The 14,737-nt window shown below is 63.8% G+C and carries 11 protein-coding genes; 3 read left to right on the forward strand and 8 right to left on the reverse strand.

What is annotated here, in order from left to right; genetic code table 11:
- Nucleotides 1-308: 308 nt before the first annotated feature.
- Nucleotides 309-1,745 (forward strand): nucleobase:cation symporter-2 family protein, encoded by a 1,437-nt coding sequence (locus tag LPA36_RS05650; protein WP_228875156.1) that lies wholly within the window; start codon nucleotides 309-311, stop codon nucleotides 1,743-1,745.
- A 167-nt stretch (nucleotides 1,746-1,912) separates the two neighbouring features.
- On the opposite strand, the gene LPA36_RS05655 is transcribed toward LPA36_RS05650, so the two are convergent.
- The 3 genes from LPA36_RS05655 to LPA36_RS05665 are packed head-to-tail and all read right to left on the reverse strand — an operon-like array spanning nucleotide 1,913 to nucleotide 7,901.
- The gene (locus tag LPA36_RS05655) at nucleotides 1,913-3,445 is read right to left on the reverse strand and encodes an efflux transporter outer membrane subunit (protein WP_228875157.1); all 1,533 of its coding nucleotides are present in this window, start codon (nucleotides 3,443-3,445) and stop codon (nucleotides 1,913-1,915) included.
- Between the two features lies 1 nt (nucleotide 3,446).
- Entirely contained in the window at nucleotides 3,447-6,653 is a 3,207-nt protein-coding gene (locus LPA36_RS05660) for an efflux RND transporter permease subunit (RefSeq protein ID WP_228875158.1), read from the reverse strand.
- Between the two features lie 15 nt (nucleotides 6,654-6,668).
- On the reverse strand, nucleotides 6,669-7,901 hold the full coding sequence (locus tag LPA36_RS05665; RefSeq protein WP_228875159.1) for an efflux RND transporter periplasmic adaptor subunit: 1,233 nt from the start codon (nucleotides 7,899-7,901) through the stop codon (nucleotides 6,669-6,671).
- Between the two features lie 446 nt (nucleotides 7,902-8,347).
- On the opposite strand from LPA36_RS05665, the gene LPA36_RS05670 reads away from it, so the two are divergent.
- Entirely contained in the window at nucleotides 8,348-8,995 is a 648-nt protein-coding gene (locus tag LPA36_RS05670; RefSeq protein ID WP_228875160.1) for a TetR family transcriptional regulator, read from the forward strand.
- A gap of 93 nt (nucleotides 8,996-9,088) precedes the next feature.
- Here LPA36_RS05670 and LPA36_RS05675 read toward each other — a convergent pair whose 3' ends face one another.
- Complete coding sequence (locus LPA36_RS05675) at nucleotides 9,089-9,733, reverse strand: cysteine hydrolase family protein (protein WP_228875161.1); 645 nt, start codon at nucleotides 9,731-9,733, stop codon at nucleotides 9,089-9,091.
- Nucleotides 9,734-9,960: 227 nt separating this feature from the next.
- Between LPA36_RS05675 and LPA36_RS05680 the strand changes: the two genes are divergently transcribed.
- Nucleotides 9,961-10,980 (forward strand): helix-turn-helix domain-containing protein, encoded by a 1,020-nt coding sequence (locus LPA36_RS05680; protein ID WP_228875162.1) that lies wholly within the window; start codon nucleotides 9,961-9,963, stop codon nucleotides 10,978-10,980.
- A 119-nt stretch (nucleotides 10,981-11,099) separates the two neighbouring features.
- Here the strand turns inward: LPA36_RS05680 and LPA36_RS05685 are convergent, their stop codons facing one another.
- The 4 genes from LPA36_RS05685 to LPA36_RS05700 all read right to left on the reverse strand — a co-directional run bounded on the left by LPA36_RS05685 (nucleotide 11,100) and on the right by LPA36_RS05700 (nucleotide 14,737).
- The gene (locus tag LPA36_RS05685) at nucleotides 11,100-11,846 is read right to left on the reverse strand and encodes a CoxG family protein (RefSeq protein ID WP_228875163.1); all 747 of its coding nucleotides are present in this window, start codon (nucleotides 11,844-11,846) and stop codon (nucleotides 11,100-11,102) included.
- A gap of 32 nt (nucleotides 11,847-11,878) precedes the next feature.
- Nucleotides 11,879-12,214: a DUF427 domain-containing protein gene (locus LPA36_RS05690; RefSeq protein ID WP_407674236.1), complete on the reverse strand. Its 336-nt coding sequence runs from the start codon at nucleotides 12,212-12,214 to the stop codon at nucleotides 11,879-11,881.
- 350 nt (nucleotides 12,215-12,564) lie between these two features.
- Nucleotides 12,565-13,059: a carboxypeptidase regulatory-like domain-containing protein gene (locus LPA36_RS05695; RefSeq protein WP_228875164.1), complete on the reverse strand. Its 495-nt coding sequence runs from the start codon at nucleotides 13,057-13,059 to the stop codon at nucleotides 12,565-12,567.
- Between the two features lie 172 nt (nucleotides 13,060-13,231).
- Entirely contained in the window at nucleotides 13,232-14,737 is a 1,506-nt protein-coding gene (locus LPA36_RS05700) for a DegQ family serine endoprotease (protein ID WP_228875165.1), read from the reverse strand.

The following is a 14,737-nucleotide window of genomic DNA, read 5'->3' on the forward strand; positions in this document are numbered from 1 at the left end:
ACAAATCGCGGGTTAACCCCGCCGCGCGGGCGCGAGCGTCGAAACGACACTATGCGCTACACCGAATACGCTTCATCGATTTTCACACATATCGGGGCGAAAGGGCCTCGGCGGCCGCATCCGCGCCGCGCACCGCCGCACGGGGCTCCCCGCCGAATCGCTCCGCGTGCGCGGCTGCCACACCTTACAAATGTACCGTGCGCATATGAACCCCGCGAAGTCCGGAATAGGCCCCAGTGGTCTTGTTGCATCTTTTCATTCCACCTACCTTGGAGTCATCCCGAAAACGAGATGTGGAGAGAGACAAAATGCAATCAAACACGGTCCATCCGTGCGACGAGCGGCTGCCCGCCGGTCAGTTGCTCACACTGGGTATTCAGCATGTGCTCGTCATGTACGCCGGGGCGGTCGCCGTCCCGCTGATTATCGGTAGCGCGCTCAAACTGCCGAAAGAGCAGATTGCGTTTCTCATCAGCGCCGATCTGTTTTCCTGCGGTATTGCCACATTGATCCAGACGCTCGGCGTGTGGATTTTCGGCATCCGTCTGCCGGTCATCATGGGCTGCACGTTCGCCGCTGTCGGCCCGATGGTCGCGATCGGCACCAATCCTTCGCTCGGCATTCTCGATATTTTCGGCTCGACGATCGCGGCCGGCATCGTCGGCATATTGCTTGCGCCCGCGATCGGCAAGCTGCTGCGGTTCTTTCCACCCGTCGTGGTCGGCGTGGTCATTTCGGTGATCGGGCTCTCGCTGATGGAAGTCGGCATCAACTGGGCAGCAGGCGGCGTCGGCAATCCGGATTACGGCAATCCCGTCTATCTGGGCCTGTCGTTTGTCGTCCTGATGCTGATCCTGCTGATCAACAAGTTCGGCAAAGGCTTCGTCGCGAACATTTCCGTGCTGCTTGGCATCGTGGCGGGCTTCGTGATTGCCGCGCTGCTCGGCCGCGTCAACATGGATGGCGTAACGGCTGCGCCGTGGGTCGGCTTCGTCATGCCATTCCACTTCGGCCTGCCGCACTTCGACCCGCTGTCGATCGCGACGATGGTCACCGTGATGTTCGTCACGTTCATCGAATCGACCGGCATGTTTCTCGCGGTCGGCGACATGGTCGACCGTCCGGTGGACCAGAAGACGCTCGTGCGCGGCCTGCGCGTCGACGGCCTTGGCACGCTGATCGGCGGCATCTTCAACTCGTTCCCGCATACGTCGTTCTCGCAGAACGTCGGGCTGATCGGCGTGACGGGCGTGAAGAGCCGCTTCGTCTGTGCAATGGGCGGCGTGATCCTCGTGCTGCTCGGCCTCTTTCCGAAGATGGCGCAGGTGGTCGCATCGGTGCCGGCGTTCGTGCTCGGCGGCGCCGGTATCGTGATGTTCGGCATGGTCGCGGCGAACGGCATCAAGGTGCTCTCGAAGGTCGACTTCGTGAAGAATCACCACAACCTGTTCATCGTTGCCGTCAGCATCGGGCTCGGCCTCGTGCCGGTCGTGTCGCCGCACTTCTTCTCGAAGCTGCCGCCCGCACTGTCGCCGCTGCTGCATAGCGGGATTCTGCTCGCGTCGGTATCGGCGGTCGTGCTGAACCTGATCTTCAATGGCGTGAAAGGCGAGCGTGCCGCGAAGAACGCGATCCGTCGCGCGGGCAAGGATTTCGACGGCCGCGCGCAAGCCGAACTGCCGTCACGCGACGACACGCTGCATACCGCAAACGACTTCGAAGTGCGGCCCGCAGACGCGCACTGAAAGGCGCCGCACCGCGCGATCCACGTCGCGCGATCCGGTGACGAAGCGAAGTAGTGACGTCAGAATTGAAAATGCCACGGTTTCAAACCGTGGCATTTTTTTTGTGTGTGCTGTCTGCTGCCTGGCGGTAACCGCACAGCACCGCCAGACCAGTCAACTCACCTGCATCACCCTGCCGCCGCCGGCGCCGAAGCCGCTGCCGGCGCACTGGCCGCGCCCGTCGCGCCGTAGTCGACCGGCTCATCGGCCGGGCGCGGTTGCTCGCCGGCCCGCTCGATCCACCCGCCACCGAGGAACTGGTACAGATCGACCAGGTTCGTCAGGCGTTGCAGACGTGCGGTGATCAGCGTTTGCTGCGCGAGATACAGATCGTTCTGCGCGGTCAGCACGGCGAGGTAGCTGTCCACGCCGTTCCTGTAGCGCAGGTCCGACAGATCGAAACGACGCTGCTCGGCGAACGTATTGCGTTCACGCGCGGCAATTTCCTGATCGAACGTGCCACGCGCCGCAAGACCGTCGGCGACTTCGCGGAAGGCCGTCTGGATCGCCTTTTCGTACTGCGCGATCTGGATGTTCTTCTGCACGGTCGCGAGGTCGAGATTCGCCTTGTTCGCGCCACCTTCGAAGATCGGCAGCGTGATTTGCGGTGCGAACGACCACGCCGCCGAACCCGGCTTGAAGAGACCACCGAGCGTCGGACTCAATGTACCGAAGCTGCCCGTCAGCGAGACGCGCGGGAAGAACGCCGCGCGCGCCGCCCCGATATTCGCGTTCGCGGCGAGCAGATTCTGCTCGGCTTCCATGATGTCCGGACGACGTTGCAGCAGATCCGACGGCAGACCGGCCGGAATGTCCGTGAGGAGATTCTGGTCGTTGAGCGGCATGCCCGGCGGCAAATCGGAAGGAAGCGGCTCACCGACCAGCAGCACGAGCGCGTTCTCCGCCTGTGCCCTCAGACGTAACTGCACCTGCAGGCTCGCCTGCGCCTGCTCGACCACAGTCTGAGCCTGACGCAGGTCGAGTTCAGAGCCCGTGCCGGTGTCGAACTGCAGCTTCGTGATGTTGTAGGAATCCTGCGCCGTCTTCAGCGTGCCTTCGGTGACCTTGAGCAGATCGTCGGTAGAAAGCAGCGTCAGATACTGGTCCGCCACCGAGGACACCAGCGCGATTTCCGCTGCCTTGCGCGCCTGCGCCGTCGCCAGATATTGCGCCAGCGCCTGATCCTTCAGGCTCTGGATACGACCGAAGAAGTCGATTTCCCACGACGCATTCACCCCAACCGAATACTCGTTGGAGATCGTATTGCCGAAAATCGACAGATCCTTCGGCGTGCGCTGCTTGCTCTGCGAGGCCGCGGCATCCAGTGTCGGGAACAGCTCGGCACGCGTGATCTGATACTGCGCGCGCGAAGCCGCGATGTTCAGCACCGCGACGCGCAGATCGCGATTGTTCTTCAGCGAAAGCTCGATCAGACGCTGCAGGCGCGGATCGGTGAAGAAATCGCGCCAGCCGATGTCCGTGGCCGCCTGCCCATTCGCACTGCGCGTGCCGTTGTCAGCGGCGCCTGGCTGCGTCGAGTAGACGCCGCCCGTCGGAAAACCGTCCGTAACGGGCGCGGCCGGGCGCTCGTACTTCGGCGCCATCGTGCAACCCGCGGCGAGGAACGCCACCGCGACTGCAATCAAAGAATGTTTTTGCATCTCAATGCCCTTCCTTGCCCGAGCCATTGCCACCCGCGCCGCCTTCCGGATCGTGCGGATGGTGCTGGTTGTAGTGTTCCATCGCAACATCCGGGTCTTCCTTCTCGCCGCCGAACTTCGCGCGGATCACGACGAAGAACATCGGGATCATGAAGATGGCGAGGAACGTCGCCGTCAGCATCCCGCCGATCACGCCGGTACCGATCGCGTGCTGGCTCGCCGAACCCGCACCGTTACTGATCGCGAGCGGCAACACGCCGAGAATGAACGCCAGCGACGTCATCAGGATCGGACGCAGCCGCAGACGCGAGGCCTCCAGCGCTGCTTCGACCGGCCCCATGCCTTCGGACTGCTGCAACTCGCGGGCGAATTCCACGATCAGAATCGCGTTCTTCGCCGAGAGCCCCACCGTCGTCAACAGACCGACCTGGAAGAACACGTCGTTTTCGAGCCCGCGCAGCGTGGCCGCCAGCAGTGCGCCGATCACGCCGAGCGGCACCACCATGATCACCGAGAACGGAATCGACCAGCTTTCATACAGCGCCGCGAGACACAGGAACACGACGAGGATCGAGATTGCGTACAGGATCGGCGCCTGCGAACCCGACTGACGTTCCTGGAACGACAGACCGGTCCATTCGTAACCGATACCCGCCGGCAGCTTCGCCGCGATCGCTTCCATCGCCGTCATTGCCTGACCGGTCGACTTGCCCGGCGCCGCCGCACCCTGGATTTCCACCGCGGAAATACCGTTGTAGCGCTCGAGCTTCGGCGAGCCGTAAATCCACGTGCCGCTTGCGAACGCCGAGAACGGCACCATTCCACCCGCGGAATTGCGGACGTACCAGTCGTTCAGGTTTTCCGGCGTCATACGGAACGGCGCGTCACCCTGCAGGTACACCTTCTTGATCCGGCTGTCGACGTCGAGGAAGTTGTTCACGAACTGCGACGCCCACGCGATCGAGAACGTCTGGTCGATCGCGGACAGCGACACGCCCAGCGCCGAAGCCTTCTCGTGGTCGATGCTCACCTTGAACTGCGGCGTGTCGTTCAGGCCATTCGGTCGCACCTGTGCGAGAACCGGATCCTTCGCGGCCATGCCGAGCAGCTGGTTCCGTGCGGCCATCAAGGCCTCGTGGCCGACACCCGAACGATCCTGCAGTTCGAAGTCGAAGCCCGCGGCCGTGCCGAGTTCCGGAATCGACGGCGGATTCACCGGATACACCAGCGCAGTCTTGTAGCTGCCGAAGTGCATGAACAACCGGCCAACCAGCGCCTGCACCTTCTGGTCCGAATGCTGGCGCTCGGCGTAATCCTTCATCCGCACGAACACGAGACCCGCATTCTGGCCACGACCCGCGAAGCTGAAGCCGTTCACCGTGAAGGTCGATTCGACGATGCTCTTTTCGTCATTCAGCAGGTAGTCGGAGACGTCCTTCAGCGCGCGCGCCGTGGTTTCCTGCGTCGAGCCGGCCGGCGTCTGCACCAGAACGAACATCGTGCCCTGGTCTTCGTCGGGCAGGAACGACTTCGGCAGCTTCACGAACAGCAGGCCGACCGCAAAGATCACCACCATATAGATGATGAGCCAGCGACCCGAACGCTTGATCACATGGTGAACCCCGACGTGATATTTGTCCCGGCTCTTGTCGAACGTGCGATTGAACCAGCCGAAGAAGCCCTTCTTCTCTTCATGATGGCCCTGCGGAATCGGCTTCAGGATCGTCGCGCACAGCGCCGGCGTCAGGATCAGCGCGACCATCACGGACAGCACCATCGCCGCCACGATCGTCAGCGAGAACTGCCGGTAAATGGCACCGACCGAGCCGCCCGAGAACGCCACCGGCACGAACACCGCCGACAGCACGAGCGCGACGCCAATCAGCGCGCCGGTGATCTGGTCCATCGCCTTGCGGGTTGCGTCGCGTGGCGACAGCCCTTCTTCGGCCATCACCCGCTCGACGTTTTCCACCACCACGATCGCATCGTCCACCAGCAGGCCGATCGCCAACACGAGCCCGAACATCGACAGCGTGTTGATCGAGAAGCCCACCAGACCCATGATCGCGAACGTGCCCAGCAGCACCACCGGCACGGCGATCGTCGGGATCAGCGTGGCGCGCAGGTTCTGCAGGAACAGGTACATCACGAGGAACACCAGCACGATACCTTCGAGCAGCGTCTTGACCACTTCCTCGATCGACAGGCGCACGAACGGCGTCGTGTCATACGGGTACTTCACGACGAGGCCGTGCGGGAAGTACTTCGACAGTTCGTCGACCTTCGCGCGCACGCTCTTGGCCGTCGCCAGCGCATTCGCGCCCGTTGCGAGCTGGATACCAAAGCCGGCCGTCGGCGCACCGTTGTACTTCGTGTCGAAGTTGTAGTTTTCGCCGCCCAGGTCGATACGCGCGACGTCCTTGATCCGGACCTGCGAGCCGTCCTGGTTCACCTTCAGCAGCACGTTGCCGAACTGCTCCGGCGTCTGCAGCAGCGTGGCTTCAGTGATGGTGGCCTGCAGCACCTGGCCCGGCACCGAAGGCGTGCCGCCGAGCGACCCGCCCGCCACCTGCACGTTCTGCGCAAGGAGCGCGTTCTGCACATCGACCGGCGTGAGACCGAAGTTGGTCAGCTTGTTCGCATCGAGCCAGATCCGCATCGCGTACTGCGAGCCGAACAGCGTCACCGTGCCCACGCCGTCAAGACGGCTGACCGGATCCTGAACGTGCGACGCGACGTAGTTCGCCAGGTCGTACTTGCTCATGCTGCCGTCTTCGGAGACGAACGCCATCACCAGCAGGAAACTGCTGCTGGACTTCGTCACCTTGGTACCGAGCTGCTGGACAACCTGCGGCAACAGCGGCGTGGCGAGCTGCAGCTTGTTCTGCACCTGCACCTGCGCGATGTCGGGGTTGGTGCCGGCCGCGAAGGTCAGCGTGATCGTGGCCGTGCCGGAATCGTCCGATGTGGACGACAGGTACAGCAAGTGGTCGAGACCACTCATCTGCTGCTCGATCACCTGCGTGACGGTGTTTTCAACCGTCTTCGCCGATGCGCCCGGGTACGTTGCGCTGATCTGCACGGCCGGCGGCGCGATGGTCGGGTACTGCGCGATCGGAAGCGTGAAGATCGACGCGACACCCGCGAGCATCAGGATGATGGCGATCACCCATGCAAAAATCGGGCGATCAATAAAGAACTTTGCCATGAAACGGGCTCCCTGTTATTGCGCGCCCGATGCAGCAGAGGCAGCCTGAGCCGTCTGCGCACCGCTGGCCGCTGGTGCGCCTTGAGCCGTGGCGCCGGAGGCGGGGGTGGCCGGCAGTTGCGCGGCGACCGGCTTCACTGTCGCGCCCGGACGAACCTTCTCCGTGCCCTGCACGATCACGCGATCACCCGGATTCAGCCCGCTTTCGACAACCCAGCTCGACTGGTACGTGGTGGAGGCTACCAGGGGACGCAGCGATACCTTGTCGTCCGGACCCACGACGAGCGCCGTCGGCTGGCCCTTCTGGTCATGCGTCACGCCGACCTGCGGCACCAGCAGCGCCTTTTCGTTCGTGCCTTCCTCGATGCGCGCGCGCACGAACATGCCCGGCAGCAGCACACGGTCCTTGTTCTGGAAAATGGCGCGGATCGTGACCGAACCCGTGGTCTGGTCGACCGTCACGTCGCTGAACTGCAGCTTGCCGGTTTCCGAATAGGAGCGGCCGTCCTCCAGCAGCAGCGTGACTTTGGCGGCGTTGATGCCGCTCGTCTTCAGACGCCCTTCCTGGATTTCGCGACGCAGCTTCAGGCCCTCGAGACTCGACTGCGTCAGGTTCACGTAGACCGGATCGAGCTGCTGGACAGTCGAGAGCAGCGTGGCCTGGCTTGCCTGCACGTACGCACCCGGTGTGACCGACGAAATGCCGATGCGGCCCGTGATCGGCGAGGTGACGTCCGTATAGCCGAGATTGATCTGCGCGGTGTCGACGGCGGCCTTGCCGGCTTCGACGTCAGCGGCGGCCTGACCCTGCGCCGCGACGGCGTTGTCGTAGTCCTGCTTGCTGACGGCGTTCGCCGCGACGAGCACCTTGTAACGGCTTGCCTGCGCGGTCGTTGTGGCGAGATTCGCCTGCGCCTTGGCAAGCGAAGCCTTCGCGTTGTTCAGCGCGGCGATATACGGTGCCGGATCGATCTTGTAAAGACGCTGCCCGGCCTTGACCTCGGCGCCTTCGGTGAATTCGCGGCGCAGCACGATGCCATCCACCCGTGCGCGGACTTCCGCGACGAGGAACGCGCTGGTGCGGCCCGGCAGCTCGGTGGTAACCGGTACGGGCTGCGGCTGGATGGTCACGACACCGACTTCAGGCGGTTGAGGCGGAGGGGCTGATTGTTTTTGACCGCATGCTGCAAGAATTACGGCAGCCGTCGCGGCACTGATTAAGCGGAATGGAACCCGTTCGACGCGCATGGAGCGACCTCTGTCAAAGACTGAGAATGAAAAAGTGCGCGCATCCCTACCCCGGGGACGACGGCGCACACATGCGTCGTTAGACGCGTGATCGATAGCCCTGACAATTCCACGTGCCATGCTGGCCGACCGAAGGTGGAGTTCTGGCAGAAGCGCGCCAAACCGGGAAATGCCGCACTGCGACGCCCTTTCGGACGATTCGCAAGCGTTTTAAAAGACAACAGTGTCGGATATTAACCGGTCGACACGGCTTGGGCTATCCGATCGATGGGGTGCTATTATATATACATTCATGATTGCACGTAAAAGAGCGTTTACAACGTCCTGCGTGCTGTCGCGGCAAGATCCGTTCTTAAATAGCCTGACTGTTGAACGGATTGACATTGACCGCACTTAATAACATTCGGGACAACCCGCAATCACGCATATTGGCAGGACAGACAGATATGGTTCGCCGAACCAAAGAAGAGGCGCTGGAGACGCGCAACCGCATTCTCGACGCGGCAGAGCAGGTTTTCTTCGAAAAAGGCGTCTCGCGAACATCGCTCGCGGACATCGCGCAAGCCGCCGGCGTCACGCGCGGCGCGATCTACTGGCATTTCGCTAACAAGGGCGATCTGTTCACCGAGATGTTCGACCGTGTGCTACTGCCGCTCGACGAGTTGAAGGCCGCGTCGCTCGATCCTGAGGAGCCCGATCCACTTGGCCGCATGATCGACATCTGCATCCTGTGTCTGCGCGACACGGCGAACGATCCGCGCCGCCGGCGCGTGTTCGACATCCTGTTCATGAAATGCGAATTCGTCGAAGACATGGGCCCCGTCATGGCGCGCTGCCAGAACAACATGCGCGACGGACTGGAAAGTATGAGGGGCGGCGTGCGCAACGCCATCTCCAAAGGCCAGTTGCCTGCCGATCTCGAAGTCTCACGGGCTGTATCGATGATTCATGCGTTTATCAGTGGATCATTGCGCGACATGCTGTTCCTGCCCGGCGCATTCGATTTCGGTGAGCATGCCGAAGCAATGGTCCATGCCCTGTTCGATTCACTACGTACAAGCCCTGCGCTGCGCAGGAGCAGCGCGAACGGTTAAGGGCCCTGTACACGGCTGAACGTAAAAGGCGGAGACCTCGCGGTTCCCGCCTTTTTTCATGCGCAACGTCACAGCTTGCAAGTGATGCGAGGCTTACACCATAGCTGCCGCCGAAGCTTGCATCGTGCGCGCTTTCTGGTTCGACGCGTAGATCGAATCACGCTCCAGCGGCTTGCCAGCAGATAGCGCGTCGATCCATTGATCCGTGCTCGCCACCGCCGCAAAGCGCGACTGCAGCACGACACAGAACACGCGATGAATATCTTCCGCGCTCGCAAAGCCTGCGCTGTTTGCGTACGGCACCGAACCCGTCGCATCGTGCAGGAACTCCACGGCGAGTCCTGCATGCACGGCATGATTGATGGTCGACGCATCGCAGTTGTGCGTCATGTAGCCGGTCACGGTCAGCGTATCGATCTGATGCTGCGCGAGCCAGTCGGCGAGATCGGTGCCGGTGAACGCGCTCGGCAACGACTTCGTGATCTCGTGGTCGTGTTTGCGCGAGGCGACCACGTCATGCAGCGCCGCACCTTCGGAGCCGGTTGCAAAAATCGGCGACGTCGCCGGGGCGAGGTTCTGCACGACGACCACCGGCACCGAAGCGGCCTGCGCCGCATCGATCGCCCGGCCGATGTTCGCGAGCGATACGTCGACCGGCGGATATTCGATCGGCAGGTCGCCGGTTACGTATTCGTTCTGCACGTCGATGACGATCAGGGCACGGCGCGGTGTGGTCATGACAACACTCCTTTGCTTTGTCTGGTGGCTCGCCGCGCGTGGTTCGTTCCAGTGCCGCGGCGATGACTGCATTCTTCCCCCGCGGCCGCACCGCCGACAGTGACCCGAATGACAACTTTCGATAAGATTGGGCCAATCGCGTTCTGAGCCGTGTGTTTTCGCGTGCTCTTTCTCCGGCGAGCGCATTTTGATTGCGAACCGCGCGCAACGCTTCACGGAAGACTCCTATGACCCGCCGCATTTCCTCGAGAGACCCCTCGCCTGCCCGCGCAGCGCCTGCATCTCCGCTGCAGGGCGCGAAGCCGGTCGTCGCCGTCATCGCGTTCGACCGGATCAGTCCATTCCATCTTTCGGTCCCTTGCGTCGTGTTCGGCGAAGACCGCGCCGAGGGCGGCGTGGCGTTCGACTTTCGCGTCTGCGCCGCCGAGCCCGGCACGTTGTCCACGACCGCGGGGTTTTCGATCGACGCGACGCACGGCCTCGACGCGCTCGCCGATGCCGGCACGATCATCGTGCCGAGCTGGCGCGACCCGGACGAACCACCGCCAGCCGCACTGCTCGACGCGTTGCGAGCTGCGCACGCGCGCGGCGCGCAGCTGGTCGGCCTGTGTCTTGGCGCGTTCGTGCTCGCGGCCGCCGGCTTACTCGACGGACGACCCGCCACGACACACTGGGCATGGGCCGACGACTTCGCGCGGCGCTACCCGAAGGTGAAACTCGACGCGAACGTCCTCTATATCGACGACGGAGACGTGCTGACCTCCGCCGGCACCGCCGCGGGACTCGACTGCTGTCTGCACGTACTGCGCAAACGGTTCGGCGCACAGGCGGCAAGCTATGTCGCGCGCCGGCTGGTCGTGCCGCCGCATCGTCAGGGTAGTCAGGCGCAGTACGTCGAGCAGCCCGTTCCGGAAAACAGGCACGGCAACCGTCTGTCGGGCCTCCTCGACTGGGTCTGCAGCAACCTCGACACGCCGCATACGCTCGACTCGCTCGCACAACGCGCACTGATGAGCCGCCGCACGTTCACGCGACGCTTTCGCGAAGCGACCGGCACGACCGTCGGCGCGTGGCTGCTCGCGCAGCGCCTCGCGCGGGCGCAGCAACTACTGGAGACGTCGGATCAGTCTGTGGATGCGATTGCCGGCAGCGCGGGCTTCGGCTCGACGGCTTCGTTGCGCCAGCATTTCGCCGAGGCGTTCAGTACTTCGCCATCGGCGTACCGGCGGGAGTTTCGCGGGGTGTGAGCAACGCGTGAGCGGCATACGAGCACGCGGAAATCAGACGAGAGGCGCAGCCCGTCGCGACAGATCGAAATGCGGGCGCCAAGCGGGCGGCCTCGCAACCGCCGCCACGCGCGAAACGGCTAGTTCTGGCTGAACCACCGTGCCAGATACAGCAGCACCGCGACGAAAAAGATCATCCCCGCCCATGCCCAGTTCGGCACGGCATGCGGGTCATGCTCATGTTGATGCGCGCGCGCACCGAGTATCGTGCTCGCCGCGCGCCCGGTCAGCGCGCCACCGTGGTCGTGCGGGCGCGCGCGCCGCGCGAGCGCGCTCAGATTGACCGGCCGCAGGAACACATGCTGACGCCGCGCCGGCGTGCCGTGCACGCGGTTCGGTTTCATCCCGTGCTTGGCCTGCACGACTTCGCAGAACTCGGTGAAAAACGTGTCCGCGAGGTCGTGCAACGCGTTCTCGATCTGCCGCGCGGGCAACTGCGAGAGCGGCCCGGTGAGCGTCGCCCAGACCGAATAGTCGATGCGTGTGTGAGGATGTTTCGCGCCGCCGAGCCAGTGGTCGTCGGCGCGCAACCGCACTTCCATCTGCCCGCGCAGCGCACCGACGCCCTCAGCGCGCGCCTTGAAGTTGAGCATCCGGTGCATGGTTTCCGGTTCGACGCCGTCCGGGCTGACGATATGCGCGCGCACGTCGTAATGCGCGCGCAGCGGGCCGAGCGGCACGGTCATCGTCAGCGCATATTCGCCACCGGGCAGGCGCGCGAACGACTCGCAGTTATCGAGGCTCGCACGCAGCAGCGCGAGGTCCTGTAACGCTTCCCACACATCCGATGGTGCAAGCGGAATCCGCAACGCGTCGTTCAGTTCCATGACGGCCTCCCCATAAGCCTCTCACCGCGCGATCAGGAGGTCTGATCGATGCGGTCCACCTTCGATGTGTAAAACGCCAGATAACCCTTGATCTGCTGGACGGTCTCGATGGGCGTCTCGTATGTCCATACGGCGTTTTCGACGACGCCTTCTTCGGTCAGCAGATGATAGTAGGACGCCTCGCCCTTGAACGGACATCGGGAGGTGTGCGCGGAACGTTCGAGCCGCGCCATGTTGACGTCGGCACGCGGAAAATAGAACACGTCCGGAAGGCCGGTTTCAGAGACGGTCAGCGCCGCCTGCGTATCGGCCACCGTCACGCCAAGATGGATGACCCGTACGCGGTGCCGGTTCGTGTTGACGTCCACGCGATGACCGCCGCCCTGGCTGCCATGCTCCGTGCACGGCGTGCCCACGGTCCGGTCTGACGGGTTGCCGGTAGCGTCGTCCGGGTTGGGACTTGCGTTGCCTGCCGGGGCGTCGTGCGTCATGTCCAGCTCCGAGGTGCGGTGGAAACCCGCGCGACGGCACGACGGCTATCCGCCGCCGATCCGCTTGCCGCGCGTGCGCTTTCCGGCAGGCTGCGCGGCTTCAAAACAGAAAAGCCACGGGCGTGCCCGTGGCTTCATTATCGGCGAAACTTTGCCGGCTTGCGCGGCCTTTACGTTTCCTGGCGCACCTGAAAGCAACGCTTGTGCGGCGCAGCAGAAGCCTGCCGTTATTGCGTGTTCCAGTAGAACGCGGTGCGCGCCGTGCCCTTGCCCGTCACGGAAACCGCCTTGCTCTGTTCGAGATCCTTGTAGGTGGCATGGACCGTATAGTGGCCAGGGCGCAGCTTGACCAGCATGTAAGGGCCGCGCGACTTCGTGTTCAGCACATCGGCGCCGTGCGCGTCGACCACTTTCACCGCGACATCCGCGAGGAAGTCGGCGCCGGGACCCGTGAAGCGCAACGAAAGCGGCCACTGGCTTTGCGCCGCCTGCAACGCCTTCGATTCATCCAGACCGACGCCGCCCGAGGTGTACGACACGTCGCCCTGCTGCTGGACCTGCGGCAGGCCGCCGCCGTTCGCGTTGCCGGCACTGGTGGTGTCGGTTGTGGTGCCGCCGGTGGTGTCGCTTGCCTGTGCGAACGCGCTGGCTGCAGTGCCGAGCGCGAGAGCCGCAGCGACCGCCGCGGCAAGCATTCTTCGTTGAGTATCCTGCGTTTTCATGTGCATCGCTCCTGTGTACGGTTCGTGCTGAAAACGATGGGCTGCAAGCTCCATGCCCGGAGGCGCGGAAGCGCACGTGGAATGCCGCAGCCCTGATGTAGCTGCGGCCCGCCGGTCCGAAGGACCAGCGGGCCGCAGCGCCGGAGACAGACCGGCGACGGTACTTCTTACATCAGCCGAGGTCGACCGGTACAAAGATCTGCGCATCGTCGCGCTGGATCAGCAGCGCGATGCTGTTGCCGGCTTTCTTCACCATCTGCTTCAACTGGTCGACGCTCGTCACCGGGTTGCCGTTGACCGCGAGAATCACGTCACCCGGCTGGACACCAGCGCTTGCGGCGGGACCGTCCGCCTGCTGCACCAGCAGACCGTGCGTCAGCGACGTGCCGCTCTTTTCCTGCGGTGTGAGCGGGCGCACCGCCACACCCAGACGCCCCTGGTCCTGCGCCGGCGTCTCCGCCGATGCCGCCTTCGCGTCCGACAGCGCGCCAATCGTCACCTTCACGTCCTTTGACGCCTTGTCGCGCCATACCTGCACATTGGCAACGGTGCCCGGCTTCAGGCCCGCGACCTGCGAAGGCAGATCCGCGGAATCCGCCACCGGCGTGCCGTTGACCGACAGGATCACGTCGCCGGGCTGAAGGCCGGCCTTCGCGGCCGGACCGCTCGCGTCGACCGAACTCACCAGCGCGCCTTGCGGCGTCTTCATCCCGAAAGAATCGGCGAGCGTCTGGTTCATCGACTGCACTGCGACGCCGAGGCGTCCGCGGCTCACATGGCCGGTGGTCACGAGGTCGTCCTTGACCTTGATCGCCTCGTTGATCGGGATCGCGAACGACAGCCCCTGGAAGCCGCCCGTCTGCGAATAGATCATCGAGTTGATGCCGATCACTTCGCCTTGCAGGTTAAAGAGCGGACCGCCCGAGTTGCCCGGGTTCACCGGCACGTCGGTCTGGATGAACGGCGTGTAGTTTTCGTTCGGCAGCGAGCGCGATTTGGCGCTGATGATGCCCGAGGTCACCGTGTTGTCGAAGCCGTACGGCGAGCCGATCGCGACCACCCACTGGCCGACCTTGCTCTGACGCGGATCGCCGATCTTCACCGTCGGGAGATTGCCCGCGTCGATCTTCAGCACGGCGACATCCGACTGCTTGTCCGCACCGACGACCTTCGCCTTGAACTCCCGCTTGTCGGTCAGCTTGACGGTGACGACGTTTGCGCCGTCCACGACGTGCGCGTTGGTCAGGATGTAGCCGTCGCTGCTGACGATGAAGCCTGAACCGAGGCTTGCGCTCGGTGCGTCGGGCTGGTCGTCGCCACCTGCGCCCGGACCGCCAGGGCCGCCCGGCATGCCGCCAAAGAAGTGCTTGTAGAACTGGTAGAACGGATCGGACGGATCGATCGGCAGCTGGCCGGCGTTACCGCCGCCGCGCTGCGCGACGTTCTTCACGACATGCTTCGCGCTGATGTTGACGACGGCCGGGCCGTACGTTTCCACGAGCCCGGAGAAATCCGGCACGCCGGTTTTGGCGGCCGCTTCGGCAGGCATCATCGCAGCCTGCGCCGGTGCGATGACTTCAGGCGGCGCCACGTTCCGGTGACCGGCCACATAACCCGCCGACAGTGCGACTGCGACCGCCACGGCGGCGGCGCTACGTTTGAGGGTCTTCGCTTGCAT

Origin of the sequence: Paraburkholderia saeva, assembly GCF_907164555.1 — a bacterium.
Lineage (GTDB): Bacteria > Pseudomonadota > Gammaproteobacteria > Burkholderiales > Burkholderiaceae > Paraburkholderia > Paraburkholderia saeva.

Coding starts and splice junctions, on each gene's coding strand:
- LPA36_RS05650 (WP_228875156.1), top strand. CDS start 309: ATGCAATCAAACACGGTCCATCCGTGCGACGAGCGGCTGCCCGCCGGT.
- LPA36_RS05655 (WP_228875157.1), bottom strand. CDS start 3,445: ATGCAAAAACATTCTTTGATTGCAGTCGCGGTGGCGTTCCTCGCCGCG.
- LPA36_RS05660 (WP_228875158.1), bottom strand. CDS start 6,653: ATGGCAAAGTTCTTTATTGATCGCCCGATTTTTGCATGGGTGATCGCC.
- LPA36_RS05665 (WP_228875159.1), bottom strand. CDS start 7,901: ATGCGCGTCGAACGGGTTCCATTCCGCTTAATCAGTGCCGCGACGGCT.
- LPA36_RS05670 (WP_228875160.1), top strand. CDS start 8,348: ATGGTTCGCCGAACCAAAGAAGAGGCGCTGGAGACGCGCAACCGCATT.
- LPA36_RS05675 (WP_228875161.1), bottom strand. CDS start 9,733: ATGACCACACCGCGCCGTGCCCTGATCGTCATCGACGTGCAGAACGAA.
- LPA36_RS05680 (WP_228875162.1), top strand. CDS start 9,961: ATGACCCGCCGCATTTCCTCGAGAGACCCCTCGCCTGCCCGCGCAGCG.
- LPA36_RS05685 (WP_228875163.1), bottom strand. CDS start 11,846: ATGGAACTGAACGACGCGTTGCGGATTCCGCTTGCACCATCGGATGTG.
- LPA36_RS05695 (WP_228875164.1), bottom strand. CDS start 13,059: ATGAAAACGCAGGATACTCAACGAAGAATGCTTGCCGCGGCGGTCGCT.
- LPA36_RS05700 (WP_228875165.1), bottom strand. CDS start 14,737: ATGCAAGCGAAGACCCTCAAACGTAGCGCCGCCGCCGTGGCGGTCGCA.